Source organism: Streptomyces sp. IMTB 2501 (assembly GCF_001953885.1).
Classification (GTDB): Bacteria; Actinomycetota; Actinomycetes; order Streptomycetales; family Streptomycetaceae; genus Streptomyces.
This window is the reverse complement of record NZ_MQUS01000002.1, coordinates 413,905-438,496: the sequence shown is the minus strand read 5'-3', so window position 1 is coordinate 438,496 and position 24,592 is coordinate 413,905. Positions and strand designations below refer to the sequence as shown.

The window sequence follows — 24,592 nt, the reverse complement described above, 5'->3', positions numbered from 1 at the left end:
CAGACCCGACAACCAGCCGACTCACACGAGGCTCCCTGCACCCGTCCGCCAGCCAACTCACGGGCACCTCCCCGGATCCGCCGACCAGACGACTCACGGGCGACTCCGCGGATCCGACAACCAGCCGACTTGCGGAAGGCTCCACAGACCCGAACACCGGCCGACCTGCGCGAAACTCCCCGGACCCGCCTGCCAACCAACTCACGGGCAACTCCCCGGATCCGACGACCAGCCGACCCACGGGCGACTCCGCAGATCCGACAACCAGCCGACTCACGGCAGGCACCGCAGACCCGACAACCAGCCGACTTACACGAGGCTCCCTGGGCCCGTGTGCCAACCAACTCACGGGCACCTCCCCGGATCCGACGACCAGCCGACCCACGGAAGGCTCCACAGACCCGACAACCAGCCGACTTACACGAGGCTCCCCGGACCCGCCTGCCAGCCAACTCACGGGCACCTCCCCGCATCCGACAACCAGCCGACTCACGGACGGCTCCACAGACCCAACGACCGGCCCACTCGCGGTAGGCCCCCCAGACCCAACAACCAACCGACCCCCGGCAGGCCCCGCAGGGACACGGTCCGGGTCACTCGTTGGAGGGTTCGAGGACGAGTTCCTGTGTCTCGTCAACTCGGCCCGCGTGCGGGCCGGTTCGGGTGCCGTCGGACCCGATTCGCGTCTCGGGTCCGCCGCGCGGGCCCATGCGCGGGCCATGGCGGATGCCGGGCGGCTCGGGGCCGAGGGACGGGACGGGGTCTCGGTGCACCAGCGGATCACCGGCGCCGGATACGCGTACGTCACTGTGGGCGAGCATCTCGTGTCCGGTCCGCGCTCCCCGGCCGAGTTCGTGGAGTTCTGCCTCGGCTCGGACCGGTCCCGGCGCACCCTGCTCGACCCGGCCTTCCGGCACGCCGCCCTGGCTCGCGCCGACGCCGGCGACCGGTACTGGATCGCACTGTTGGCCGCCCCGCTCACCCCAGACGCGCTGTCGCGCACGGCCGCCGAGGTGGTCGCGCTCACCAACGCCGAGCGCGGCCGGGCCGGTCTGCTGCCGCTCGTGACGGACCCACTGCTCACGGTCGCCGCGCAGGCGCACTGCGCGGACATGGTGGCCCGCGGCTTCTACGACCACACCTCCCCCGACGGCTCCCAGCCCTGGGACCGGGCCGCGGCCGCCGGGTCCCGCCGGCGCGCCATCGGCGAGAACATCGCCTGCGGCCAGCGCTCCCCCGCCGAGGTCGTGGACGGCTGGATGAACAGTCCCGGCCACCGCGCCAACATCCTGAACCGGGAGTTCGGCCACATGGGCGTCGGCTTCACCGGCGGCGGCCGGGCGGGCACCTACTGGACCCAGCTGTTCGGTGGCTGACCGGGCACGTTCCGTGATCTTGGCGGAATGACATCCTCCGGGACACCATGCCCCGCATGAAGGGTGACCTCTTTTCCAGTGCGCACGTGGTGCGGCCGGCCGTGGAGCCGGGCATGTCCGTCGAGAACGCCAAGTGCATCAGGTACGCCGTGAGCGGTGAGATGTACGCCCGCCAGGGCGCGATGGTCGCCCACCGGGGCGACCTCAGGTTCGAGCGCAAGGGCCAGGGCGTCGGCGGCATGCTGAAGCGTGCGGTCACCGGAGAGGGGCTGCCTCTGATGGCGGTGCGCGGCCAGGGCGAGGCCTGGTTCGCGCACGAGGCGCAGAACTGTTTCATCGTCGAGGTCGAGCCCGGTGACCAGTTCACGGTCAACGGCCGCAACGTCCTGTGTTTCGACGCCTCACTGTCGTACGAGATCAGGACGGTGAAGGGCTCGGGTATCGCCGGCGGCGGCCTGTTCAACAGCGTGTTCAGCGGACAGGGCCGGCTCGGTCTCGTCTGCGAGGGCAACCCGCTGGTCATCCCGGTCTCCGCACAGTCCCCGGTGTACGTCGACACCGACGCGGTGGTCGGCTGGACCGCGCATCTGCAGACCTCGCTGCACCGATCCCAGTCCATCGGCTCGATGCTGCGCGGCGGTTCGGGGGAAGCCGTGCAGCTGATGCTCCAGGGCGAGGGCTTCGTGGTGGTACGGCCGAGTGAGCTGACCCCGCAGAAGGCCCAGCAGCACTGACCCTTCACACGGTGACCCACACCACACGGGCAACCCCCCTCGCCGTACCTGCGTCTTGATCGGTAACAGACCGACACGCCCCGGTCCCTTCGGCCGGGGCGTATTTCCCCCACCCTATACACGCGATGTATACACGTCGTGCATAGAAAGGCGCGTATGTACGGCAAGGCCTTCGCCCCGGAGTACCAGGGCGCCCTGACCACCCTGTCCGTGAACTCCTCGCTGGTCGATGTGCTGGCGGAGGGCACCGAGAAGCTGCGCGAGGCCGAGCGGTCCGGGCGCCCCGCCGAGGCGGCCCGCTGCGGGCTGGCCGTCGCCGAGGCGCACCGGCGGCTCGGCCACGTGGGAGACGCGGACCGGGCCTGGAAGGCGAGCTACCGCGCCGCCCGCGCGGCCGGCGACACCGCGGCGATGGCATGGGCCCTGTGGAGCGGCGGCACCCTCGCCCGGCAGCGCGGGGCCTTCCCGCTGGCCTGGCGGCTGCTGGGGCTAGCGGCCGAGCTCGGCGAGCGCGGCGGGGACGTCGTCGTCCGCGGCTACTCGCTGGCCGGCCTCGCGGAGACCGGCCGGATCCAGGGCGACTACGCGGCGGTCGGCCGGCTGCACGAGCAGCTGCTGGCCGAGGCACGCAGGCGCGGTGAGGCCCGGCACACCGTGTGGGCGCTGGAGGGCATCGCGCAGATGCACCGCAACACCGGCGACCACGACCGGGCGTACGCACTGTTCGAGGAGGCGGCGGAGATAGCCGAGCGGGCGGAGGACCGGCGCGGGCACGCCTGGGCGCTGCGCGGGCTCGCCGACATCCTCTCGGTGCGCGACAAGGACACCGAGGGGGCGCTGGAACTGCTGTCCCGGGCGGAGGCCGGCTGCCGCACGATGAACCTCTCCAGCGCGCTCGCCTACAACCACAAGATGCGCGGCAACGTCCTGTACCGCGCCGGGCGTTATGCCGAGGCGCGGGACCTGTACCAGCTCGCGCTGCAGGAGTTCCGCGCGATGAGCGAGCCGCGCGGCGAGGCGCTGGCCCGGCTGGGCCTGGCGAAGTCGCTGGCGCAGCTGGGCCGGGACCGCGTGGAGACGGCGGACGAACTCGCCGACCTGGCACGGACGTTGGAGCGGAGCGGACTGAAGCACGCCCGGGAGATGGTGGCCCGGGCCCAGGAGGAGTTCGGCCTGGTTGCGGCGGTGGCCCGATGACCGCGACACAGGCCCCGCCGTCGGCGCCCGAAGTCCTCGCCAGATGCCGGGACTTGGTGCGGCCCGCGCTGCGGGAGGCGGTGGGCCGGCTGCATCCGTGGGTGGCCGAGATGGCTGCGTACTCCTTCGGCTGGTGCGAGGTCGGCGGGGCGCCCGCCGCCGCGCCCGGCGGCAAGGGCGTACGGCAGGCGCTGGCGGTGCTCGGCGCCGAGGCGGCGGGCGCCGACGGGCGGGCCGGTGTCCCGGCGGCGGTGGCGGTGGAACTGGTGCATGCCTTCTCGCTGCTGCACGACGACATCATGGACGGCGACCCGACCCGGCGCCGGCGCCCCGCAGTGTGGAAGGCGTACGGCACGGGCCCGGCGGTGCTCGCCGGTGACGCCCTGTTCGCGCTGGCGGTGGAGACCCTCGCCACCGTGCCGCAGGGGGCCGACGCCGTACGGCTGCTGTCCGCGGCGCTCGCCGATCTGGTGCGAGGGCAGGCCGACGACCTGCTGTTCGCCACCCGGCCGTGCACCGGCCCGGAGCGGGTGACACCGGGCGAGTACCGGGCGATGGCGGAGGGCAAGACGGGCGCGCTGCTGGGCTGTGCCGCCGCGCTGGGCGCCGTGCTCGGCGGGGCCGACGAGACCACGGCCGGCGCGCTGGACCGGGCCGGACGGCATCTCGGCGTCGCCTTCCAGCTGGTCGACGACGTGCTGGGCCTGTGGGGCGACCCGGCGGTCACCGGCAAGCCCGTGGGCGGCGATCTGCGCGAGCGCAAGAAGACGTACCCCGTGCTGGCCGCACTCGGCTCCCCGAAGGCCCATGGGCTGCCCGAGCTGCTCGACACGCCGGGGCGGGCCGCGGAGGCCGCCGTGCTGATCGAGGCGGCGGGCGGCCGTACGGCGGCGCTGGCCGAGGCCCGGGCGCACACGGCCGCCGCCCGGGAGCTGCTCGCGCGGGCGCCGCTGGCCGCAGGCGCGGCCGGGGACCTGCGCCGGCTGCTGGACCATCTGGTGGACCGGGAGCTGTGACCACACGCGGTCACCGGTGAAACCGAGTTGACCCCGGCCGTCCGCGCGGGCCAGGGTGCGATCGGCGCGGCCCACACCCCCGCGCCGGAAGGGTGGAGCACCTTGATCGGCATCAAGGAGATCGAAGCCGCGGCGGAACGGATCGCCGGACATGTCGTACGGACGCCGACCGTGGCCGCCCCGGGCCTGACCGCACTGCTCGGCGTCCCGGTCACCGCCAAGCTCGAACTGCTCCAGCGCACCGGCTCCTTCAAGGCCCGCGGGGCGACGGCGAAGCTGCTGTCGCTGAGCGAGGCCGAGCGTGCGGCGGGCGTGGTCGCGGTCAGCGGCGGCAACCACGGCATCGCCCTCGCGGTGATGGCCGCCGCCCTTGAGGTGAAGGCGACCGTGGTCATGCCCCGAACCGCGCCCGCGCGTTCCCTCGCGCTCGCCGAGGAGGCGGGGGCGTCGGTGCGGCTGACCGACGGCATGGACAGCGCGTTCCAGCTGGTGACGCGGTTGCGGGACGAGGGGCTGACCCTGGTCCACCCGTTCGACGACCCGCTGGTGATCGCCGGGCAGGGCACGGTCGGGCTGGAGCTGGCCGAAGACGCCGAGGACGGGGCGCTGACGGACGTCGTCGTCAGCATCGGGGGCGGCGGGCTGATCGCAGGGATCGCGGCGGCCCTCGCCGCCAGGCGTCCCGGGGTGCGCGTGTGGGGCGTGGAGACCGAGGGCGCCGAGGCCATGTCCGGCGCGCTGAAGGCGGGCGGACCGGTGCCGGTGCCCCTGTCGTCCCTGGTCACCACGCTCAGCGCGCCCTCCGTGTCCCAGCTGACGTACGACCATGTGTCCGCGCTGGTCGAGGAGGTGCTGGTGGTCCCGGACCGGGAAGCGGTGCAGGGCTGTCTGGACCTCGCCGAGCACGCCAAGGTCTGGGCCGAACCGGCCGCGGGCTGTCTGCTGCCGGCGGCCCGGCAGGTGGTGGCCCGGATCGGCGACGGTGCCCGGATCGGACTCGTGGTCTGCGGCGGCAATACGACCCCGCGCGAACTCACCGGCTGGGCCGACCGGTTCGGACTGCTGTGAGACGCGGCCGCGCCCGGCCATTTACCCTCGGTTACCCGCAGGTCGAACAACCGCCGGGTGCGGCCATCGCAAACTCGCAAGCCCTTTCGAAGAATTGAATGAAAGGCAGGATCGACACCCGAGTCGCGGATTCTTTGAACGCACCCCCGCATGCGCCCCGTACCCACTGTGAGACACACAACAGGGGTTTCCAGCGAGGGATGACCATGGTCAAGGCGCACGTCTCCGCACATGAGTTGGTCGCCGGACGGTACCGGCTCCTGGAGGTCTTCGCCCGCGAGACGAACCGCCTGTGGTGGTACGCCGAGGACGTGGCGGCGGGGCAGCCCCGGCTGGTGGCCCAGACCGCCCTGCCGGAGCCTGCCGCGGACGACACCGCGCGCCGGATCACGGCCCGCGTCGTGCGAACCTCGGAGACCATGCGGCTGCTGTGTCCGGGCCAGGTCGCCACGGTCGTCGACGCGGTGGTGGAGGCCGGCACCCTGTGGACGGTCACCGAGTGGATCGACGGCACACCGCTCTCCGAACTCCTCGACCGCGAGGGCGCGTTCAACCCGGTGCGGGCGGCCCGGATCGGTCTGGAGCTGCTCGATGTGCTCCAGGCCGCACACGACGAGGGCATCACCCACGGCGAGTTGAGCCCCGGCCAGGTCTTCGTGCGCAACAGCGGCCCGGTCGTCGTCGCCGGGTTCGGGCTGGCCGGCACGACCCTGGTGCCCCGGCTCACGGCTCCGTCGTACGCCTCGCCGGAGCAGGCCCGCGACGAGCGCGTCGGGCCCGCCGCCGATCTGTGGGCGCTGGGTGCGCTGCTCTACACGATGGTGGAGGGCCGGCCGCCGTTCCGGGACCGGGGCAGGCCCGACGCCACCCTGAAGGCCGTGGACCGGCTGCCGCTGCGCACTCCGCTGCGCGCGGGCCCGCTCGCCCAGGCCGTGCAGGGGCTTCTGCGGAAGAACTCGCGGGAACGGCTGACCCGGCCGGTGGTCCGCGAGGCGCTGATCCGGACCCTGGACGAGGAGACCGACGCCGACCGGCAGCCGGCCCCCCGGCCCCGGCTGCGCGGCGCGTACCGGGGAGTGCGTCTCACTGGAGCGGAGTCGGGCCGGGAGCCGAGCAGACGTGTTCTGGCGGCCGGTACCGCGCTGGCCTTCGTCACGGTCGCCGCCGCCGTCCTGGCCGCGACCCACGAGTTGCCGGGCACCGGCACCGCACAGGCACCGGACCACGCCACTGCCTCGGCCACGTCCACCGGCCGGAGCGGCGGCGGCACCGCGACACCCTCCGCGAGCCCCACGCCGAGCGCCTCAACCCGGCCCGCCCTGCCGGCCGGCTACCGCCGCTACACCGCCCCGGAGGGCTTCTCCGTCGCCCTGCCCGCCGGCTGGAAGCGGCTGACGACCCAGCGCGCCACGGACGCCTACCGCATCACCTTCGGCCACGGTGGCGCCTCCCCCACGCTCGCCGTCACGCACAGCGAGCACGTGGGCCCCGACCCGGTCGCCGTCTGGCAGGGCGACGTCGAACCGGAGCTGGAGCGGCTCCCCGGCTACCAGCGCGTCGGAAATGTCCGCGCCACCACCTACCAGGGGCACAAGGCCGCCGACCTGGAGTGGCTGGCGGGGACGGGGTACGCGCGCGTGCACACCTTCGGGCGCGGCTTCCTGCTGGGCGGCGGCGACGCCTTCTCCCTGCGCTTCACCACCCCGGCCGCGGTCTGGGACGACGCGGCCGACCAGTTGGCGCTCAAGACGTTCCTGCAGACCTTCCGGGCTTCAGGGGACTGACCGAGGCCCGGATAGGCTTTCCTGTCCGCGCCCGCTTCCGGGTGTGGTTCCTCAAGCCTTCGAGCATCCTTTGAACACCTTTGCAGGAGAGTCATCCGTGACCCTGGTCATCGACCCGTCCGAGACGTCCGCCCCGGCCGCCCAGCCGCTGTCCGACCTCGTGGCGCGCGACGCCCGCGAGTTCGGCGTCTACGCGCGCACCGGAGGCTGGTCCTTCGCGCTGATGGTGGCCCGCAGTGTGCGGCCCGGCGGGCAGGCCGCCGGTGAGACGCCGAAGGTGTCGGCGAAGGAGTTCGCCCAGCTGGCCGACTGCTCCCCGGAGCGGGTCATGCGCTACTACAAGGCCTGGGACCGGGCCGCCGACGACGGACTCGTGCCGCACTTCGAGGCCCTGCAGCCCGGTCAGGAGGTCGACCTGCCGGACGCGGACGTGTGGTTGAGCTACTACGTCTCCCGCACCAGCGCGACCTCCGAGCGCGGCACCGCGATCGCCGAGGCCGCCGAGGCCGAGGGCATCCGCCCCACCAAGGCCCTGGAGGTCGCCGAGAACCCGACCGCGCTGCGCGCCGCGATCCTCGCCGACCCCTCCACCGCCCGCGCGGCCCGCTCCGCCCTGCTCGACCGGGTGCGGGAGGACCCCGAGCTGCAGGCGGAGCTGGCGCGTGACGTCGTACGGACCGACGACCTGAAGAAGGCCGTCGCGACCGAGAGCCGGGCCGCGGACCGGATCGGCTACGTCCGCCAGATCGCCGAGTCCGGCCAGATCAAGACGCCGGCCGGACAGACCGTCGAGGCACCGACCGAGCTGCGCGAGGAGGCCGAGCGCCATCTGTCGCTGATCGACGAACTGGAGGACGGCGAGGACACCGGCGAGTGGGCCACCGAGGCCTACGACACCATGAAGTCGCTCGTCGCCGAGACGGTCGAGGCCGACCCCGAACTGCGCGTCCAGGAGCGGCGGACGAAGTTCTACAGCAGCCTGCACAAGGCGACCAGGGCGTTCGAGGAGCTGACCTTCGACGACGCCCAGGACTTCTACGAGGACGACATGGTCCAGCGGCTGGAGGAACTCCAGCAGGCCATCGGCAGCTGCCTGGCCGCGCTGCGCGGAGCCGGCCGGAATCCGTCGCAGGAGTGAGCTGTCCGGGCGGCACGGGTACGTAAGGAACGTGAGCCGATCGTCGCCGGAGGCCCTCGCGTGAACTCGTTCGTGCACACGACCCTGGTGGTGCAGTTGCACGCGGAAGGCACCGGCCGGTGTTCCGTGTTCGCCCATCTCCGGTACGACGCCGCGGACCCGTTCGCCGTCACGGCGGTCTTCGGCCACGACGGCCGGGTGCTGGCCTGCTGGCGGCTGGACCGGGAGATGCTCTCCGACGGTCTGCTCCGGCCGGTCGGCGCCGGGGACGTGCGGCTGCGGCCGGCCGCGACCGGTGGGTGGCACGAACTGCGCATGGAGTTCCTCGGAGACATCCGGCCGGACGGCAGCCGGCACCACGCGGTGGTGTTCGCCTGGGCGCCCACGGTCGCCGCGTTCCTGCGGGAGACCCATCGGGTCGTCCCGCCGGGGCGGGAACTCGTCCCGGTCGACGAGCTGGTGGCCGAGATCCTCGCCGCGGGCTGACCAGCCGTGCCTACCAGCGCTGCTCGACCTGGTCCTTGATCCGCCGCTCGTACAGCTCGCGGATCGCGGTGAACGTCTCCTCCGGCAGCGGCGGCAGCTTGGCGGCGGCCGCGTTCGCGCGGGCCTGCTCCGGGTTGCGGGCGCCGGGGATCACCGTGGTCACGCCGTCCTGTTCGACGATCCAGCGCAGCGCCAGCTGGGCCGGGGTGTACACCTCGGGGGCGAGCGCGGCGAACTCCCGGGCGGCCTCGACGCCGGTCGCGTAGTCGACGCCGGAGAAGGTCTCGCCCTGGTCGAAGGCCTCGCCGTGCCGGTTGAAGGTGCGGTGGTCGTTCGCGGCGAACACCGTGTCCTTGGTGTACTTGCCGGACAGCAGGCCGGAGGCGAGCGGCACGCGCGCGATGATGCCGACGCCGGCCTCGCGGGCGGCGGGCAGCACCTCGTACAGGGGCTTCATCCGGAACGGGTTGAGGATGATCTGTACGCTCGCCACGTTCGGCCGGGCGATCGCGGTCAGCGCCTGGGCGCAGGTCTCCACGCTGACGCCGTAGGCCGCGACGCGCTCCTCCTCGACCAGGGTGTCCAGGGCGTCGAACACCGCGTCGGAGGAGTAGACGGGCGTGGGCGGGCAGTGCAGCTGGACCAGGTCGACGCGGTCGACGCCGAGGTTGCGGCGCGAACGGTCGGTCCAGGCACGGAAGTTGTCGAGGACGTAGTTCCCGGGGATCTGGTCGGCCCGGCGGCCCATCTTGGTCGCCACCAGCACATGCAGATCAGGGCGGCCGCGCAGGAACGAGGCGATGGTCTCCTCGCTGCGTCCGTCGCCGTACACGTCGGCGGTGTCGAAGAAGGTGACCCCCGCCTCGGCCGCCGCCTCCAGGACGGCCAGGGCCTCCTTGTCGTCCACGTCGCCCCAGTCGGCGCCCAGCTGCCACGTGCCGAGACCGACCACCGATGCCCACTGACCCGACCTGCGCAATACGCGTTCGTCCATGGCGCCAGTCTGTCACCCGGCACCGGTTCACACGGAACGGACCGCTCCGGTCGGCTGTCCGTACGTTACGGTCGTGCCGGGCACGTTCGGGTCGCAGGTGTGGGGGCAGGCGGTTGCCACCCTGGACCACCTGCACCCGCACCGGGTGTTCGACAACGCCTTCCTGGACCGGCTCCTGCGCTGACCAGGGGCGTGAGCCGGGCCGGTGCGGGACTCAGTCTCCGGGGGTCAACTGGGCCTGGACGAGCGGTCCGTAGCGGTCCGCGATGGTATCGACGTCGCTCTCGCACAGGCGCGGGCCGCGGGCGATGCCGTACATCACGCCGAGGCCGATCAGCGCGGCGACGGCGAGTTCGGCGCGCAGGCCCGCGTCGGGTCCGGCGAGCCGGGCGGCGAGGCGATCGGTCACCTGGGTGCGGAAGTTGGCGCGCAGGATGTCGCCCTGGTCGCCGTGCAGCGGGGCGAAGGCGATGCGCAGCAGCGGGTCGGTGCCGCGCTCGCGCTGGCTGGCCACGACGTGCCGGGCCATGTGCCGGCCGAGGTCGGCGACCGGCGCGTCCAGCAGGGCGTCCGCGTCCGTGTCGAAGGACATCACACGGGCGAACAGGGCGTCCTTGTTGCCGAAGTACTTCACGATCAACGGCGGGCTGACACCGGCCCGTTCGGCAACCGCCTTGAGCGTGATGTCGGCATGCGGGTGGCGGGTCAGGAGGTGCCGGGCGGCCTTGAGGATGGCGGCCTTGGTGGCCCCGGCGTCACGGCGTACGGGGGCGGTCGTGGCGGACATGGGCGTCATGCTTCCTCCATCGCCTCGTCGCGGGCGCCTTCGCTGGCGCCCTCGGCGCGGCGGGTGCCGTCCGAGGGGCCGTCGCCCGGGATGGTAAGGGCGGCCGCGCAGGCTGCCAGGGCGACGGCGCCCGCCATCGCGAAGGCGAGCTGATAGCCGTGCAGGGTGGGAATCGGGACGCCGCCGACCGGGCTGCTGTGGTGGACGAGGACGGCGGCGACAGCGGCGCTGGAGGTGGCCTGGCCGATGGTGCGCATGAGGACGTTGACACCGTTGGCGGAGGCGGTCTGCGCGGCCGGGACGGCCCGCAGGATGAGGGTCGGCAGCGCCGAGTAGGCGAGCGTGGTCCCGGTCGCCACGACGGTGGCCCCCAGGATGATCATCCACAGGTCGCGGCTGTCGGCGATCCGGACGGCGTAGCCGCAGGCGATGACGGCGGCGCCCAGCGCGAGGGTGGTCCGCGGGCCGCGCGCGGCCGAGATACGGGCCGACACCGGTGAGAGCAGCAGCATGGTCACGCCACCGGGCAGCAGACACAGACCGGTGGCGACGATCGACAGGCCGAGCCCGTAGCCGGTGGCCTTCGGTGCCTGCACCAGTTGGGCGGTGACCAGCGAGTTGGCGTAGAAGGCGAACCCGGTCAGCAGGGCGGCCACATGTGACAGGCCGACCCGCGGCCGGGAGACCAGTCGCAGGTCGACCAGCGGCCGTGCGGCGCGCAGTTGCTGCCACCACCACAGGGCGAGGACGACGACGGCCCCCAGGAACAGCCCGAGGACCCGTGCGCTCCCCCAGCCCCAGGCGCCGCCCTGTGACACGCCCAGCAGCAGGCAGACCAGTCCGGCGGCGAGCCCCAGTGCGCCCAGCGTGTCGAAGCGGCCGGGCTCGCGTACGGGTGACTCCTTGACCGCCCACCAGGTCGCAGCGACGCCCGCCGCGCCCAGGGCGCCGGTCAGCCAGAACATGGTGTGCCAGTCGGCGTACTGGACGACGAGGGCGGCGAGCGGCAGGCCGAGGGCGGCGCCGATGCCGACGGTGGAGCTCATCAGCGCCACCGCCGAGCCGCGTCGGTCGGGCGGGAGTTCGTCACGCAGGATGCTGATCGACAGCGGTACGACGGAGGCGGCGGCTCCCTGCAGCGCGCGGGCGGCGATGAGCACGCCGATGTCCGAGGTCAGCGCACACATCACCGAACCGATGGTCATCAGCGCGAGCGCACAGGTGAGCACCCGGCGCTTGCCGTACATGTCGCCGGCCCGGCCGAGCACCGGGGTGAGGACGGCACCGGAGAGCAGGGTGGCGGTGACCGTCCAGGAGACGGTCGCGGCGGACGCTCCGGTGAGCCGGGGCAGGTCCGGCAGCAGGGGGACGACGACGGTCTGCATGACCGCCATGAGGATGCCGCCCGACGCCAGCACCGGGATGGTGAGCCGGTCCCGCAGCCGGGACGACGCTCCGGCCGGTGGCGGGGATATCGGGGCGGGCTGATCCATCGGCACTCCTGCGGGCAGTACGATCGTATGGTGAATGACAATTCACCCTATCGAGTGAATCGCCATTCACCAATGTTTTCCGCGCCGGCGCGGGAGGCCGTCAGGCGAGGTTCTTCTCCAGGGCGGCCAGGTAGTTGCGCATGAAGTGGTCACGGATGCCGTCCGAGGCGGGTGCGAAGGCGTCGGCGGTCAGCCCCTTGGCCCGGTCCGCGAGGGCCGAGAACATCGGCATACTCTCGTGCAGCCTGCCGCCGGAGTCGATGTAGCGCAGCGCCCGGACATGAGTGAAGACGGGCTCGGGCGGCAGCTGCGGAACGATGTCGTTGTTGTTGACGAAGCGGTACATACGGCCGCCGAATCCCTTGTGGAACGCGTCGGCGAGCAGCCTGTCGCAGGTGCGCGGCTGGCCGTAGGTGTACACGCCGTCCGCGGCCAGGTGCGGGTCCTCCAGATACATCCGGGCGCCGGCCAGCATCGCGAGGGCACCGCCCAGACTGTGCCCGGTGAAGTACACGGTCTGGCCGTCGGTGCGCAGTTCCCTGATGGCGCCGGCGACCTCCGGGTACACCGAGCGCAGGGCCTCGGCGAAGCCGTAGTGGACGTATCCGTTGCCGCCGGGACCGGGGCTGGGCGGGGTCGTGGCGTCGGAGAGCCAGTCCCTGATCTGAGCGGGTTCGGTACCGCGGAACGCGGTGACGATCATCCGGCCACTGGCCATCGTGTACGCCTGGGTGTCCTGCAGCGGGAACGGCGGGGTGAACCGGGTCTCGTGGTGCCGCACCTGGCCGAAGCCCCACTTCGCGGCTTGGTCCTCGATGACGGCGCGGTCCTTGTAGGCGAGATCGGCCGCGCGGGCCAGCCAGTAGGCGCGTTGCGGGCTGTAGCCGGACGAGGTCTGGTCGAACGAGTCGGGCACGGTCATGGACGGGACTCCTCGGGTGTGCGTGGGGGAGGTGACTGTCACCCAGAGTGGTCGAACAGATCCGCAGGGTAGCAGCGCGTCCGGACCTCCCGATCGCGTCAGTTTGGCGTGGTGAGCCGGGCCACTCGGACGGACGGCAGCCGAGAAGGATCGCGGGAATCGGGGTCGGCGCGGCAAGGAATTCCTCGTTCCGGAGCAGATCCCCCTTCAGTCACAGCAAGATCATCTTGGTTCAACTCTGTACGACATGTGGCCAATTGTCCGGATCAGAGCCAACCGGTTCCGGGCGATTTCTTCGGATCCCGAAGCCCCCGATAGGCATGCGTCGTCACCACCGGAACACCCTCCAGGAGGACCCGTATGCCCGACATCACCCGGCGCCGCGCACTCACCGCGACAGCCGCCCTCGCCGCGACGGCCGCCTTCACCACCCTTGCGGCACCCGCGGCCTCGGCCGCCGGCCACGACCGCCCCATGCCCATGCCGGAGCACCCCGAGAACTTCGACGAGGTCTACAAGGACCGCCGGATACAGGGCCGCCCGATGAGCGGCGGCGGGCACCACCACGAACACGGCGGCGGATTCGAGGTGTTGATCGACGGCGTGCAGCTGCACCTGATGCGCAACGCCGACGGCAGCTGGATCAGCATCGTCAGCCACTACGACCCGGTGACCACCCCGCGCGCCGCCGCCCGTGCCGCCGTGGACGAGCTGCAGGGCGCCGCTCTGCTGCCCTTCCCCGCCAACTGACCGCCCCCGCAAGGACTTTCGGAGCATCGCGCACCATGACCGTACGCAAGAACCAGGCCGCACTGACCGCCGACGAGAAGAAGCGATTCGTCGACGCCGTCCTCGAACTCAAGCGCAGCGGACGCTACGACGAGTTCGTCAGCACGCACAACGAGTTCATCATGTCGGACACCGACACCGGTGAGCGGACCGGCCACCGCTCCCCGTCCTTCCTGCCCTGGCACCGCAGATTCCTGCTCGACTTCGAGCAGGCGCTGCAATCGGTGGACTCGTCGGTGGCGCTGCCGTACTGGGACTGGAGCGCCGACCGTACGCTGCGGGCCGGGCTGTGGGCGCCGGACTTCCTCGGCGGCACCGGGCGCAGCACGGACGGCCGGGTGATGGACGGCCCGTTCGCCGCCTCGGCCGGCAACTGGCCGATCAGCATACGGGTGGACGGCCGTACGTTCCTGCGCCGCTCGCTCGGCACGGCCGTGCGCGCGCTGCCGACCCCCGCGGAGGTGGAGTCGGTGCTGTCCATGGCAACGTACGACATGGCGCCGTACAACAGCGCCTCGGACGGCTTCCGCAACAACCTGGAGGGATGGCGCGGGGTCAATCTGCACAACCGGGTCCATGTCTGGGTCGGCGGCCACATGGCCACCGGGGCCTCCCCCAACGATCCGGTGTTCTGGCTGCACCACGCCTACGTCGACAAGCTGTGGGCGGAGTGGCAGCGGCGGCATCCGGACGCGGGGTACGTGCCGACCGGCGGCACGCCGGACGTCGTCGACCTGGACGAGACGATGAAGCCGTGGAACGACGTGCGTCCGGCGGATCTGCTGGACCACACGAAGTTCTACACCTTCGACAGCTGAAGCCGGCTGGGCCCGGCTGATCAGGCCTCGGCGGTGCGGCACTCCGGGTGGCCCCAGCCCTGCGCGTTCTTGGCGATGGACTCGCCGGCCGCGTAGGAGCGGCCGCACAGGCAGCGGCCGGGGAACTTCGCCTTGATGGTGCGCGAGGACGTACGGGAGGTCGCTCCGTCGCCGGTGCGGCGGGGCGCCTTCTTGCGCGGGGCGGCCGCCTTCGGGGTGTCGGGCGACGGCGGCGGCTCGGCGGAGCCCAGCGCGCTGCCGGCCGGCTTCTGGACGGAGGCGGCCTGGCTGGCTGCGCGGTCGGCGAAGTCGTTCAGCGGGTCGCCGTCGACCTGGTGCGCCGGGACGTAGCGGAACTCGACCGACCGGCCGTCGAGCAGCTCGTCGATGCGCACGACCAGGTCCTGGTTGGCGACCGGCTTGCCCGCGGCGGTCTTCCAGCCGTTGCGCTTCCAGCCCGGCAGCCAGGTGGTCACGGCCTTCATCGCATACTGGGAGTCCATGCGGATCTCCAGCGGCACGTCCGGCTCGACGGCCGTGAGCAGCCGCTCCAGGGCCGTCAGTTCGGCGACGTTGTTGGTGGCCCGGCCGAGCGGGCCCGCCTCCCAGCGGGCGGCGGTCCGCTCGTCGTCGGAGACCACCCACGCCCATCCCGCCGGTCCCGGGTTTCCCTTCGAAGCCCCGTCGCACGCGGCCACCACACGTTCACGCATGTGCACGATCATGCCACGGCCGGGCCGGGCACCGTCACGGACGTGTCAGACGTCCTCGACCTTCGGCATCTCGCCTTCCGTGGTCGTGATGTCGATCACCGAGAAATTCGCGCCCTGCGGGTCGCTCAGGGCCGCGAACCGGCCGAAGGGGCTGCTCATCGGCCCGAAGCGGAGGACTCCACCGAGCTTCGTGGCGCGTGCCACGGCCTCGTCGCAGTCGTCGACGGTGAAGTAGACGTTGATGTACGACGGCACCTCGGGCGGGAAGTCGTCGGTCATCTTCATCCGGCCGAGGACGGCGTTCTCGCCCACGTCGAACATCCGGTAGTCGACGGCGTGGTCCTGCATCTGCTTCATCCGGTACGGAAAGACGGCGGAGAGGAAGGTGTCGGCCTTCTCGGGCTCCCGGGTGAAGACCTCGGCCCAGCAGTAGGCGCCGGGGGTCGCCGTCGCCTCGAAGCCCTCATGGGTGCCGGCCTGCCAGACACCGAAGACGGCTCCGCTGGGCTCCCGGGCCAGACACATCGTGCCGAAGTCGCCGACCTGCATCGGCTCCATCAGCACCTCGCCGCCGTTCTCGCGGATCTTGCCCGCGGTGGCGGCGGCGTCCGGCACGGCGAAGTACAGGCACCACTGCGACTGGCCCTCCTGGCCGGGCATGGGCGGGACGACGGCGGCCACCGCCTTGCCGTCGACGTAGGCCTGCGTGTAGTTGCCGTACTCCGACGACGACTCGCCGAAGGTCCAGCCGAGGACATCGCTGTAGAAGCGCTTGGCTCCCTCGACGTCGCTGAACATCGCATCGGCCCAACAGGGCGTTCCCTCGGGTTGTACGGCCATGCTCGCGGCCCTCCTGCTGTGTGTCCCGTCCGGATGGTCCCCGCCTCGGGTGCTGTGTCCCCAAGCTCACGCTAGCCACCCCGCCGTCGGCCCGCGCGCCGAACGCACGGCCCGCCCCTTGCCCCGCCGGGGAGTCTGGGGCCTGTCCGGCGGATCAGGTCGTGGGCCTCGGCGGCACCTTGTAGGCGCAGGCGAGCGGGGGCGATGGGGGTGTCTCCACGTCTGGGCGCCTCCGCGTCCGCGACAGGATCCGCCGGACAGGCCCTGGGGGCCGGGGCGCACCACAGCGGCGTGCGCGGGGGTGCGGTGCGCCGGCGCGTGGCCACGCCGTTTGCCGGACGTGCCCCGATCAGCAGGTTTACACGCCTGAGTGGCCGGTTCCGCCCCCTTCACGCTGTATCGGGCACCTCACGAGGACTGTTTGGCTTGGCCCGGGTACAGGACCACCACGGTCACCACCCATCGATCCCGGCCACCCCCGTTCGCAAGCAGCTCCGCTGGAGGGAATGTGACCACACCGGACAGCGCCACCGGTTCCGCCGTCGACGAACCCGCACCCGAACCCACGGCCGACGGGCAGCTCACCAGCCTCAGCACCCGGGCGGCACGCCAGCTCGCCACGACCACCAAGTCCGAACCGCAGATGCAGGCCATCACCTCGCGATGGCTGCTGAAGACCCTGCCGTGGGTGGACGTCAAGGGCGGCGCCTACCGGGTCAACCGCCGCCTCCAGCTGCGTACGGGGCGCGGCCGGGTGCACTTCGAGCAGAACGGCGCCGACGACATCCGGGTCATCCCCGAGACACTGACCGAACTGCCGATCCTGCGCGGCTACCCGGACATCGAGGTGCTGCGGGAGATCGCCGGCCGTTTCCAGTCCCGCGAGGTGCGCGCCGGGCAGGTGCTGTTCGAGGCCGGCCAGCCCGTGGCGGAGGCGTATCTGGTCGTGCACGGCCGGTTCACCCGGTACACCTCCGGCAAGTACGGCGAGGAGGAGATCACCGGGGTCGTCACCGACGGCGACCAGATGGGCGACGAGGCGGTCGGACAGTCCGACCCGCTGTGGCTGGCCTCGGTGCGGGCCGAGACCGCGGGTGTGGTGCTCGCGCTGCCCTGGACCGTCGTGCAGGAGTACACCGAGCGGGTGCCGTCCCTCGCCGCGCATCTCCAGGCGTATGTCGAGCGGCAGAACAAGCCCATGAACCGCAAGGGCGAGGCCGAGGTACCGGTGCAGGCCGGCCATGTCGGCGAGCCCACGCTGCCCGGCGGCTTCGTGGACTACGAACTCGCCCCGCGCGAATACGAGTTGTCCCTCACCCAGGCCGTACTGCGGGTGCACACCCGGGTCGCCGACCTCTACAACCACCCGATGGACCAGACCCAGCAGCAGCTCCGGCTCACGGTCGAGGAGATCCGCGAGCGCCAGGAGTGGGAGCTGGTCAACAACCGGGAGTTCGGGCTGCTGCACAACGTCGACTACGGCCAGCGGGTCAGCACTCTCAACGGCCCGCCGACCCCGGACGACATGGACGAACTGCTCTCCATGCGGCGCAAGACGAGGGTCTTCCTCGCCCATCCCAAGGCGATCGCGGCGTTCTTCCGACAATGCAACCGGCGCGGCCTGGTTCCCGGCACCGTGAGCGTGGACGGCCACGAGGTACCGGCGTGGCGCGGCGTGCCGATCTTTCCCTGTGGCAAGATCCCGATCAGCGACGACCACACCAGCAGCATCATCGCCCTGCGCACGGGCGAGGCCGACCAGGGGGTCATCGGCCTCTATCAGACCGGCATCCCGGAAGAGCATCAGCCGGGCCTGAACGTCCGGTTCATGGGCATCGACTCTGCCGCGATCGTCAACTACCTAGTGACCGCGTACTACTCGCTGGCCATTCTCGTGCCCGACGCGGCCGGGATCCTGGAAAACGTCCAGATCGGCCGGCTCCCCGAATGACCGCCTGGAGCACCCCATGAGCACTACGACGACCGCCTACCAGCTGCCCGGCCCTCCGAACCTCGCCCAGAGCCTGCGGACCCGGCGCACCGGAGCGATCCCCGGGCTGCTGTACCGGCCCGCGGTACCCGCCGACCCGGAGAAGGCGGCCGAGATCGACCACCGCCTGGAGAGCTGGGCCCGGGACCTGGACCTGTTCCCCGCGTCGTGGAGCGGGGACTTCTCCGGCTTCCAGTTCGGCCGGGCCGTCGTACTGCAGCATCCGGGCGCGCTCGACCTGGACCGTCTGACGGCCGCCGGCAAGTTCCTGCTCGCCGAGAACATCGTCGACTCCTGCTACTGCGAGGAGGACGAGGGCCGGGGCGGCTCGCGGCGCGGGCTGGGCGGCCCGCTGATCATCGCCCAGTCGGCGCTCGACCCCTTCCACGGCGTCCCGGAGGTGGAGGCCGAGTGGCGCGAGGGCATCCAGGCCGACGGTCCGCTGCGCTCGTACTACTTCGCCCTAGAGGATTACGCGACCTTCGCCACGCCCAGCCAGACCAGCCGGTTCGTGTACGACATCGCCCGGCTGCACCTGGGCTATCTGGGCGAGGCCGCCTGGATGGAGACCAAGTACGTGCCGCGGGTCTGGGAGTACCTGGTGATGCGGCAGTTCAACAACTTCCGTCCCTGTCTGACACTCGTCGACGCCGTGGACGGCTACGAACTGCCCGAGCAGGTCTACGCCCGCCCCGAGATCCAGCGGATCACCGCCCTCGCCAGCAACGCCACCACGCTCGTCAACGACCTGTACTCCTTCACCAAGGAACTGGCCAGCGACCCCACCCACCTCAATCTGCCCCAGGTCATCGCCGCCAACGAGCGGATCGGTCTGAAGGCCGCGTACCTCAAGTCCGTCGAGATCCACAACCGGATCATGGAGGCATTCGAGGAGGAGGCGGCCCTGCTGTCGGCCACCTCGCCCCTGGTGGAGCGCTACGCCCAGGGGCTCGCCGCCTGGGTGTCGGGCAACCACGAGTGGCACTCCACCAACACCCACCGCTACCACCTGCCCGACTACTGGTAGAAACCGCCGTCTTTTCGAAACAACGTCACATGCGCCACGAGGAGCCACCGTTGACCACTGCCCCTGTCGCCCGGACCACTCCCCTTCCCGTCCCGGCCCAGTCCACCTACCAGACCAGGGTCGCGGACTACTGGAACGCCGAGGAGAACCCGGTCAACCTCGAACTCGGCAGGATCGACGACCTGTACCACCACCACTACGGCATCGGCGCGGCCGACCGGTCGATGCTCGACGAGCCCGATCCGGCCCTGCGCCGGGACCGCATCACCGCCGAGCTGCACCGTCTGGAGCACGCCCAGGCCGAACTGCTCGCCTCGCGCATCGGCCCGCTCTCCCCGGCCGACCGCGTCTTCGACGCCGGCTGCGGCCGCGGCGGCGGCAGTGTCGTGGCGCATCTGCGTTACGGCTGCCACGCCGACGGCGTCACCATCTCGGCGAAGCAGGCCGACTTCGCCAATGAGCAGGCCCGCGCCCGCGGCATCGACGACAAGGTGCGCTACCACCACCGCAACATGCTCGACACAGGTTTCGAGACCGGCGCGTACGCGGCGTCCTGGAACAACGAGTCCACCATGTACGTCGAGCTGGACCTGCTGTTCGCGGAGCACGCCCGGCTGCTGCGCCGCGGCGGACGCTACGTGGTGATCACCGGCTGCTACAACGACACCTACGGCCAGGCCTCGCGCGAGGTGTCGCTGATCAACGCCCACTACATCTGCGACATCCACCCGCGCTCGGAGTATTTCAAGGCGATGGCCCGCAACCGCCTGGTGCCGGTCCATGTCGAGGATCTGACCGAGGCCACGATCCCCTACTGGGAACTGCGCAAGGAGGCCGGACATCTGGTCACGGGCATCGAGGACACGTTCCTCGACGCCTACCGCAACGGCAGTTTCCAGTATCTGCTGATCGCGGCCGACCGGGTCTGAGCCCGCGGGAAATTCCGTCGACAGCGAGGGCGCCGAGGCGCTGGGATGGGCCGCGATGAGTGCCCATGACGGCCCGAGGCCGCAGAAGATGCACGCGGACGAGGTCGACCTCGACGCCCCGCTGGTCCAGCGCCTGATCGCCCGCCGGTTCCCGCGCTGGGCCGCCCTGCCGGTACGGCGCCTCGCGTCCTCCGGGACCGAGAACGCCATGTTCCGGCTGGGCACCGACCTGCTGGTACGGCTGCCCCGCCGGCCCGGCGCCGTACCGGACCTGCGGCACGAGCAGCGCTGGCTGCCCCGGCTCGGGCCGCTGCTGCCGGTGGCCGTGCCCGAACCGTTGGGCCTCGGCGAGCCGGACGAGGGCTTTCCGTGGCCCTGGTCCGTCTACCGCTGGCTGGCGGGGCGCAATCCGGTGGCGGGTGCCGTGCGGGAGCCGGAGCGGCTCGCCGGGGATCTGGCGGCGTTCGTGCGCGCGCTGCGCCGGATCGACCCGCGGGACGTGCCGCCCGGCTACCGGGGCGGTCCCCTGCGGGACCGGGACGAGCCCACCCGCGCGGCCGTCGCGGAGCTGGGCGGACGGGTCGACGGCGGGGCCGTCACGGCGCTGTGGGAGCAGTCCCTGCGCGCGCCGGAGCACACCGGGCCGCCGGTGTGGGCCCACGGGGACCTCTCCCCCGGCAACGTGCTGGTCGACAAGGGCCGGCTGAGCGCGGTCATCGACTTCGGCTGCGCGGGTGTGGGCGATCCGGCCGTGGATCTGATCGTGGCCTGGAACCTGCTGCCCGCGTCCGTGCGGGACACCTTCCGCAAGGCCGTAGGAGCGGACGACGCGGAGTGGGCGCGGGGTCGGGGCTGGGCGCTGTCGATCTCGCTGATCCAACTGCCGTACTACTGGGACACCAACCCGGCCCTGGCGGAGAACTCCCGGCATGTGATCACCGAGATTCTCGGCGAGGCCGGGTGAGGGTCCTCGCGGGCGCCTGGTGAGGGTCGAGGGCCTGTCCGACGGATCAGGTCGCAGAGAATCGACTCCCGCGTCTGCGGCAGGATCCGCCGGACAGGCCCCAGGGTCCGCTACTCCCCCGCGTACGCCTCGTCCAGCGCGGCGACGTCCAGCTTGCCCATGGCCATCATGGCCTTCATGGCACGGTCGACCTTCGCGCCGTCGGGGTCGTGGACCATGTCCGCCAGCCGGTCGTAGACGACCTGCCAGGAGAGGCCGTACCTGTCCTTGAGCCAGCCGCAGGGGCCGCCCTCGCCGCCGTTCTCGGTGAGCTTGGTCCAGTAGTGGTCGATCTCCGCCTGGTCGGCGCAGAGGATCTGGAAGGAGACGGCCTCGTTGAACTTGAACTGGGGGCCGCCGTTGAGCGCGATGAACTTCTGGCCGTTGGCCGTGAACTCGACGGTCAGCACGGAGCCGGTCTCGCCGGGCCCGGCGTCGGTGTAGCGGCTGATCCTGCCGATGCTGGAGTTCTTGAAGACCGAGACGTAGAACTCGGCGGCCTCCTCGGCCTGGCCGTCGAACCAGAGACAGGTGGTGAATCCGTCGGTGGTCATGAGTACCTCCTGGGCGGGGAACGCGGTCACCTGTATCGACCGATCCTCGCGGTGAAACTCATCGGCCGGGCCACCGATTAATCCCAACGGGTGAACGCCGGGTCCGCCTAGCATCCCGATCATGACCTCCACACCCGACGAACGTATCGAGCCCTTCCGGCTGTCCGTTCCGCAGAGCGACCTCGACGACCTGCACGACCGTCTCGACCGCACCCGCTGGCCCGCCGAACTGCCCGGAGCCGGCTGGGAGTACGGCGTGCCGGCCGGCTATCTGCGGGAGCTGGTCCACTACTGGCGGCACACGTACGACTGGCGCGCCGCCGAGGCCGAGCTGAACCGGTGGCCGCAGTTCACCACCACGATCGACGGAGCCCACATCCACTTCGCCCACATCCGCTCGCCCGAGCCGGACGCCACGCCGCTGGTGATCACCCATGGCTGGCCGGGTTCGATCGTGGAGTTCCTGGACGTGGTCGGCCCGCTCACCGACCCGGTGGCGCACGGCGGTGACGCGGCGGACGCCTTCCACGTCGTCCTGCCGAGCATCCCCGGCTTCGGGCTGTCCGGGCCCACCACCGAGCGGGGCTGGGAGGCGGGCCGGGTGGCCGGTGCCTGGGCGGAGCTGATGCGGCGGCTCGGATACGAGCGGTTCGGGCTGCAGGGCGGCGACTGGGGTGCGGGGATCTCCCGCGAACTGGGCCGTATGCATCCGGACCGGGTGATCGGCGTCCATCTCAATCTGCTGCCGGGCGCGCAGGCGCTGACCGAGCCGACCGAGGAGGAGCTGGCCGCGCTCGGCCCCGAGGAGCGGGAGCGGACGCTGCGATCCTGGCGCCGGTGGGACGAGTGGTTCCGCGACGGCGCCGGGTACGCCGCCCTGCAGTCCACCCGTCCGCACACCCTCGGCTACGCCCTGACGGACTCGCCCGTCGGTCAACTCGCGTGGATCGTCGAGAAGTTCCGGGAGTGGACGGACTGCGCGGAGCTGCCGGAGGAGGCGGTGGACCGGGACCGGCTCCTGACCGACGTGATGCTGTACTGGCTGACCGGTACGGCCGGTTCGTCGGGGCGCATCTACTACGAACGGGCGGCGGCCGGCGACTGGAACGCACGGCTGGCCACCCCCTCGGCCGCGCCGACCGCGCTGGCCGTGTTCCCGGCCGACCCCCAGATCCCGCTGCGGCACAAGGCGGAGCGCACCGAGAACCTCGTGCGCTGGACGGAGTTCGACCGGGGCGGGCACTTCGCGGCCCTGGAGGAGCCGGACCTGCTGATCGGTGATGTCCGGGCGTTCTTCCGGCAGCTCCGGGAGAAGTGATCCGGCCGCAGGGGTGCCGGCGCGGGCGCCGGTGCGGTACGCCTCAGGCGGCCAGGCAGAGCCCGTCGTAGGAACGGTACGGCGCGGTGGCCGGCCGACGGTACGCGGCGGTGCGCCGGGTCAGCTCGCCGTGCGCCAGCGACAGCAGGTCGCCGAGGCCCAGGCCGAGCGCCTGCGCCGCGGCGGCGAGGACCTCCGAGGATGCCTCCTTGCGGCCGCGCTCGATCTCGGACAGGTAGGGCAGCGAGATCCTGGCCGCGTCGGCGACGTCCTTGAGGGTGCGGTCCTGCGCCCGCCGCTCGTGGCGCAGCACCTCACCGATCAGATCGCGCCACAGCGGCTCCTTGATCTCCTTGCTCTCCCCAGGCCCGGACTCGGGCGGCGCCGGACGGGCGGGCGCCGGTCGCAGGGGGATCACTCGGGCTTCGTCGCTCACTCGCTCGCTCACCCACGTCAGCCTAGAAGCCACGGGGCTGGGAGCAAGGGCCCGGCGTTGCGCCCTGAGGGAAACCGGGCCGCCCGGACGGGCGGCGCCTCTTTCGCGCCACTGCGGGACGGCATGCGCATGCGGGGCGTAGCCGGGGGTATCCGCCCGGTGAGCGCCGCGGCACGCACGCATGGAATGCCGGGTTCCGGGTAGTCGGGGCCCACGGCACAGCGGCTGCCGGGGCAGACGTGACAACCGTGACTTTCGTGGGAGAGGCAATGGGCACCGCCGGGATCCGGTCGCAAGCAGAGGTCGCAAGGAGGACCGAGCGGAACGGGACGGACGAGGGGTCACTGCCAGGCATCGCTGATCCCGCGTCCGTCGCACCGCTCGACGCACGCGCGCTGTCCCGCCAGTTCTTCCGCCGGCTGACGGAGCTGGAGGAGGGCACGCACGCTCACCAGTACGCGCGCAACACCCTCATCGAGATGAACATGTCGCTGGTGCGGTTCGCGGCCGGACGGTTCCGGGGCCGCGGCGACGACATGGAGGACATCGTCCAGACCGGCATGATCGGCCTGATCAAGGCCATCGACCGGTTCGAGCTGGCCCGCGAGGTGGAGTTCACCACCTTCGCGGTGCCCTACATCGTCGGCGAGATCAAACGATTCTTCCGGGACACCACCTGGGCGGTGCACGTGCCACGCCGGCTCCAGGAGCTGCGGGTGGAGCTGGCCAGGGCGCGCGAGGAACTCGCCGGCCGGCTGGACCGGGACCCCACGGTGGCCGAGCTGGCGACCCTGATGAACATCTCCACCGACGAGGTGGTCGAGGCCCAGCTCGCCGCCAACGGGTACCACTCGGCCTCCCTGGACGCCGCGCTCTCCGGCGACGGGCCGGAGGACGGCGAGGCGGTGCTCGCGGACTTCATCGGAGTGGAGGAGGACGGGCTGCGGCTCGTCGAGGACGTCCACGCGCTCGCCCCGCTGATGGCGGAACTGAGCGAGCGGGACCGTCGGATCATTCATCTGCGGTTCGTCGAGGAGGCCACCCAGGCGGAGATCGGGGAACGGCTCGGCTGCTCCCAGATGCATGTGTCCCGGCTGATCAAGCGGATCATCACCCGGCTGCGCCAGGGGATGCTCGGCGACCTCGGCTGCGGCTGACGCCACGGATGCCGCGGCCGGCC

At 71.7% G+C, this 24,592-nt stretch carries 23 protein-coding genes and 1 pseudogene; 16 read left to right on the top strand and 8 right to left on the bottom strand.

Translation table 11 applies throughout. The features are described 5' to 3' along the window. Positions 1-536: 536 nt before the first annotated feature. The 8 genes and pseudogenes from AV521_RS50520 to AV521_RS06160 all read left to right on the top strand — a co-directional run. Positions 537-1,376: pseudogene (locus AV521_RS50520) on the top strand (CAP domain-containing protein); the annotation flags it as partial. Between the two features lie 56 nt (positions 1,377-1,432). Further along, complete coding sequence (locus AV521_RS06190; RefSeq protein ID WP_076084550.1) at positions 1,433-2,110, top strand: AIM24 family protein; 678 nt, start codon at positions 1,433-1,435, stop codon at positions 2,108-2,110. A gap of 156 nt (positions 2,111-2,266) precedes the next feature. Continuing rightward, entirely contained in the window at positions 2,267-3,307 is a 1,041-nt protein-coding gene (locus AV521_RS06185) for a lipopolysaccharide assembly protein LapB (protein ID WP_076084547.1), read from the top strand. Continuing rightward, entirely contained in the window at positions 3,304-4,323 is a 1,020-nt protein-coding gene (locus tag AV521_RS06180) for a polyprenyl synthetase family protein (protein ID WP_076084544.1), read from the top strand. Before AV521_RS06185 ends, AV521_RS06180 begins: the two co-directional genes overlap by 4 nt. Positions 4,324-4,425: 102 nt before the next feature. Continuing rightward, positions 4,426-5,391, top strand: a complete 966-nt coding sequence (locus AV521_RS06175) for a threonine/serine dehydratase (RefSeq protein WP_076084751.1) — start codon at positions 4,426-4,428, stop codon at positions 5,389-5,391. 200 nt (positions 5,392-5,591) lie between these two features. Beyond that, positions 5,592-7,175, top strand: coding sequence for a serine/threonine-protein kinase (locus AV521_RS06170; RefSeq protein WP_076084541.1), 1,584 nt, complete (start codon positions 5,592-5,594; stop codon positions 7,173-7,175). A gap of 97 nt (positions 7,176-7,272) precedes the next feature. Beyond that, a complete protein-coding gene (locus tag AV521_RS06165; protein ID WP_076084538.1) occupies positions 7,273-8,313 on the top strand; it encodes a hypothetical protein in 1,041 nt (346 codons plus the stop codon). Positions 8,314-8,373: 60 nt separating this feature from the next. Next, positions 8,374-8,799: an SsgA family sporulation/cell division regulator gene (locus AV521_RS06160; RefSeq protein ID WP_076084535.1), complete on the top strand. Its 426-nt coding sequence runs from the start codon at positions 8,374-8,376 to the stop codon at positions 8,797-8,799. A 10-nt stretch (positions 8,800-8,809) separates the two neighbouring features. Here AV521_RS06160 and AV521_RS06155 read toward each other — a convergent pair whose 3' ends face one another. The 4 genes from AV521_RS06155 to AV521_RS06140 all read right to left on the bottom strand — a co-directional run bounded on the left by AV521_RS06155 (position 8,810) and on the right by AV521_RS06140 (position 12,995). After that, a complete protein-coding gene (locus AV521_RS06155; RefSeq protein WP_076084532.1) occupies positions 8,810-9,793 on the bottom strand; it encodes an aldo/keto reductase in 984 nt (327 codons plus the stop codon). Positions 9,794-10,007: 214 nt separating this feature from the next. Continuing rightward, positions 10,008-10,589 (bottom strand): TetR family transcriptional regulator, encoded by a 582-nt coding sequence (locus AV521_RS06150; RefSeq protein WP_076084529.1) that lies wholly within the window; start codon positions 10,587-10,589, stop codon positions 10,008-10,010. Then, positions 10,586-12,073: an MFS transporter gene (locus AV521_RS06145; RefSeq protein ID WP_076084526.1), complete on the bottom strand. Its 1,488-nt coding sequence runs from the start codon at positions 12,071-12,073 to the stop codon at positions 10,586-10,588. The genes AV521_RS06150 and AV521_RS06145 overlap by 4 nt, the downstream gene beginning before the upstream one ends. Before the next feature lie 100 nt (positions 12,074-12,173). Beyond that, a complete protein-coding gene (locus AV521_RS06140) occupies positions 12,174-12,995 on the bottom strand; it encodes a lipase family protein (RefSeq protein ID WP_179022866.1) in 822 nt (273 codons plus the stop codon). Positions 12,996-13,355: 360 nt separating this feature from the next. Here AV521_RS06140 and AV521_RS06135 point away from each other — a divergent pair, with 360 nt between their 5' ends. Then, a complete protein-coding gene (locus AV521_RS06135) occupies positions 13,356-13,745 on the top strand; it encodes a tyrosinase cofactor (RefSeq protein ID WP_076084523.1) in 390 nt (129 codons plus the stop codon). A 35-nt stretch (positions 13,746-13,780) separates the two neighbouring features. Next, the gene (locus tag AV521_RS06130; protein ID WP_076084520.1) at positions 13,781-14,602 is read left to right on the top strand and encodes a tyrosinase family protein; all 822 of its coding nucleotides are present in this window, start codon (positions 13,781-13,783) and stop codon (positions 14,600-14,602) included. Positions 14,603-14,622: 20 nt separating this feature from the next. On the opposite strand, the gene AV521_RS06125 is transcribed toward AV521_RS06130, so the two are convergent. After that, on the bottom strand, positions 14,623-15,327 hold the full coding sequence (locus tag AV521_RS06125; RefSeq protein ID WP_076084517.1) for a ribonuclease H: 705 nt from the start codon (positions 15,325-15,327) through the stop codon (positions 14,623-14,625). 33 nt (positions 15,328-15,360) lie between these two features. After that, positions 15,361-16,155 (bottom strand): VOC family protein, encoded by a 795-nt coding sequence (locus tag AV521_RS06120; protein WP_076084514.1) that lies wholly within the window; start codon positions 16,153-16,155, stop codon positions 15,361-15,363. Between the two features lie 508 nt (positions 16,156-16,663). On the opposite strand from AV521_RS06120, the gene AV521_RS06115 reads away from it, so the two are divergent. The 4 genes from AV521_RS06115 to AV521_RS06100 are packed head-to-tail and all read left to right on the top strand — an operon-like array spanning position 16,664 to position 21,065. Further along, positions 16,664-18,106 (top strand): family 2B encapsulin nanocompartment shell protein, encoded by a 1,443-nt coding sequence (locus AV521_RS06115; protein ID WP_076084511.1) that lies wholly within the window; start codon positions 16,664-16,666, stop codon positions 18,104-18,106. A gap of 16 nt (positions 18,107-18,122) precedes the next feature. Continuing rightward, the gene (locus AV521_RS06110) at positions 18,123-19,172 is read left to right on the top strand and encodes a family 2 encapsulin nanocompartment cargo protein terpene cyclase (RefSeq protein WP_076084508.1); all 1,050 of its coding nucleotides are present in this window, start codon (positions 18,123-18,125) and stop codon (positions 19,170-19,172) included. A gap of 50 nt (positions 19,173-19,222) precedes the next feature. Next, positions 19,223-20,101, top strand: coding sequence for a geranyl diphosphate 2-C-methyltransferase (locus AV521_RS06105; RefSeq protein ID WP_076084505.1), 879 nt, complete (start codon positions 19,223-19,225; stop codon positions 20,099-20,101). A gap of 55 nt (positions 20,102-20,156) precedes the next feature. Then, positions 20,157-21,065, top strand: coding sequence for an aminoglycoside phosphotransferase family protein (locus tag AV521_RS06100; protein WP_256725449.1), 909 nt, complete (start codon positions 20,157-20,159; stop codon positions 21,063-21,065). A gap of 110 nt (positions 21,066-21,175) precedes the next feature. Here AV521_RS06100 and AV521_RS06095 read toward each other — a convergent pair whose 3' ends face one another. After that, on the bottom strand, positions 21,176-21,658 hold the full coding sequence (locus AV521_RS06095) for a VOC family protein (RefSeq protein ID WP_076084748.1): 483 nt from the start codon (positions 21,656-21,658) through the stop codon (positions 21,176-21,178). A 121-nt stretch (positions 21,659-21,779) separates the two neighbouring features. Between AV521_RS06095 and AV521_RS06090 the strand changes: the two genes are divergently transcribed. Beyond that, the gene (locus tag AV521_RS06090; protein ID WP_076084499.1) at positions 21,780-22,976 is read left to right on the top strand and encodes an epoxide hydrolase family protein; all 1,197 of its coding nucleotides are present in this window, start codon (positions 21,780-21,782) and stop codon (positions 22,974-22,976) included. A gap of 43 nt (positions 22,977-23,019) precedes the next feature. Here the strand turns inward: AV521_RS06090 and AV521_RS06085 are convergent, their stop codons facing one another. Continuing rightward, positions 23,020-23,424 (bottom strand): helix-turn-helix domain-containing protein, encoded by a 405-nt coding sequence (locus tag AV521_RS06085; protein WP_107480821.1) that lies wholly within the window; start codon positions 23,422-23,424, stop codon positions 23,020-23,022. Between the two features lie 257 nt (positions 23,425-23,681). Here AV521_RS06085 and AV521_RS06080 point away from each other — a divergent pair, with 257 nt between their 5' ends. Then, positions 23,682-24,569 (top strand): RNA polymerase sigma factor SigF, encoded by an 888-nt coding sequence (locus AV521_RS06080; RefSeq protein WP_076084493.1) that lies wholly within the window; start codon positions 23,682-23,684, stop codon positions 24,567-24,569. The last annotated feature ends 23 nt before the right edge of the window (positions 24,570-24,592 follow it).

Coding starts and splice junctions, on each gene's coding strand:
- AV521_RS06190 (WP_076084550.1), top strand. CDS start 1,433: ATGAAGGGTGACCTCTTTTCCAGTGCGCACGTGGTGCGGCCGGCCGTG.
- AV521_RS06185 (WP_076084547.1), top strand. CDS start 2,267: ATGTACGGCAAGGCCTTCGCCCCGGAGTACCAGGGCGCCCTGACCACC.
- AV521_RS06180 (WP_076084544.1), top strand. CDS start 3,304: ATGACCGCGACACAGGCCCCGCCGTCGGCGCCCGAAGTCCTCGCCAGA.
- AV521_RS06170 (WP_076084541.1), top strand. CDS start 5,592: ATGACCATGGTCAAGGCGCACGTCTCCGCACATGAGTTGGTCGCCGGA.
- AV521_RS06155 (WP_076084532.1), bottom strand. CDS start 9,793: ATGGACGAACGCGTATTGCGCAGGTCGGGTCAGTGGGCATCGGTGGTC.
- AV521_RS06150 (WP_076084529.1), bottom strand. CDS start 10,589: ATGACGCCCATGTCCGCCACGACCGCCCCCGTACGCCGTGACGCCGGG.
- AV521_RS06145 (WP_076084526.1), bottom strand. CDS start 12,073: ATGGATCAGCCCGCCCCGATATCCCCGCCACCGGCCGGAGCGTCGTCC.
- AV521_RS06140 (WP_179022866.1), bottom strand. CDS start 12,995: ATGACCGTGCCCGACTCGTTCGACCAGACCTCGTCCGGCTACAGCCCG.
- AV521_RS06135 (WP_076084523.1), top strand. CDS start 13,356: ATGCCCGACATCACCCGGCGCCGCGCACTCACCGCGACAGCCGCCCTC.
- AV521_RS06130 (WP_076084520.1), top strand. CDS start 13,781: ATGACCGTACGCAAGAACCAGGCCGCACTGACCGCCGACGAGAAGAAG.
- AV521_RS06125 (WP_076084517.1), bottom strand. CDS start 15,327: ATGATCGTGCACATGCGTGAACGTGTGGTGGCCGCGTGCGACGGGGCT.
- AV521_RS06120 (WP_076084514.1), bottom strand. CDS start 16,155: ATGGCCGTACAACCCGAGGGAACGCCCTGTTGGGCCGATGCGATGTTC.
- AV521_RS06110 (WP_076084508.1), top strand. CDS start 18,123: ATGAGCACTACGACGACCGCCTACCAGCTGCCCGGCCCTCCGAACCTC.
- AV521_RS06100 (WP_256725449.1), top strand. CDS start 20,157: ATGAGTGCCCATGACGGCCCGAGGCCGCAGAAGATGCACGCGGACGAG.
- AV521_RS06095 (WP_076084748.1), bottom strand. CDS start 21,658: ATGACCACCGACGGATTCACCACCTGTCTCTGGTTCGACGGCCAGGCC.
- AV521_RS06090 (WP_076084499.1), top strand. CDS start 21,780: ATGACCTCCACACCCGACGAACGTATCGAGCCCTTCCGGCTGTCCGTT.
- AV521_RS06080 (WP_076084493.1), top strand. CDS start 23,682: ATGGGCACCGCCGGGATCCGGTCGCAAGCAGAGGTCGCAAGGAGGACC.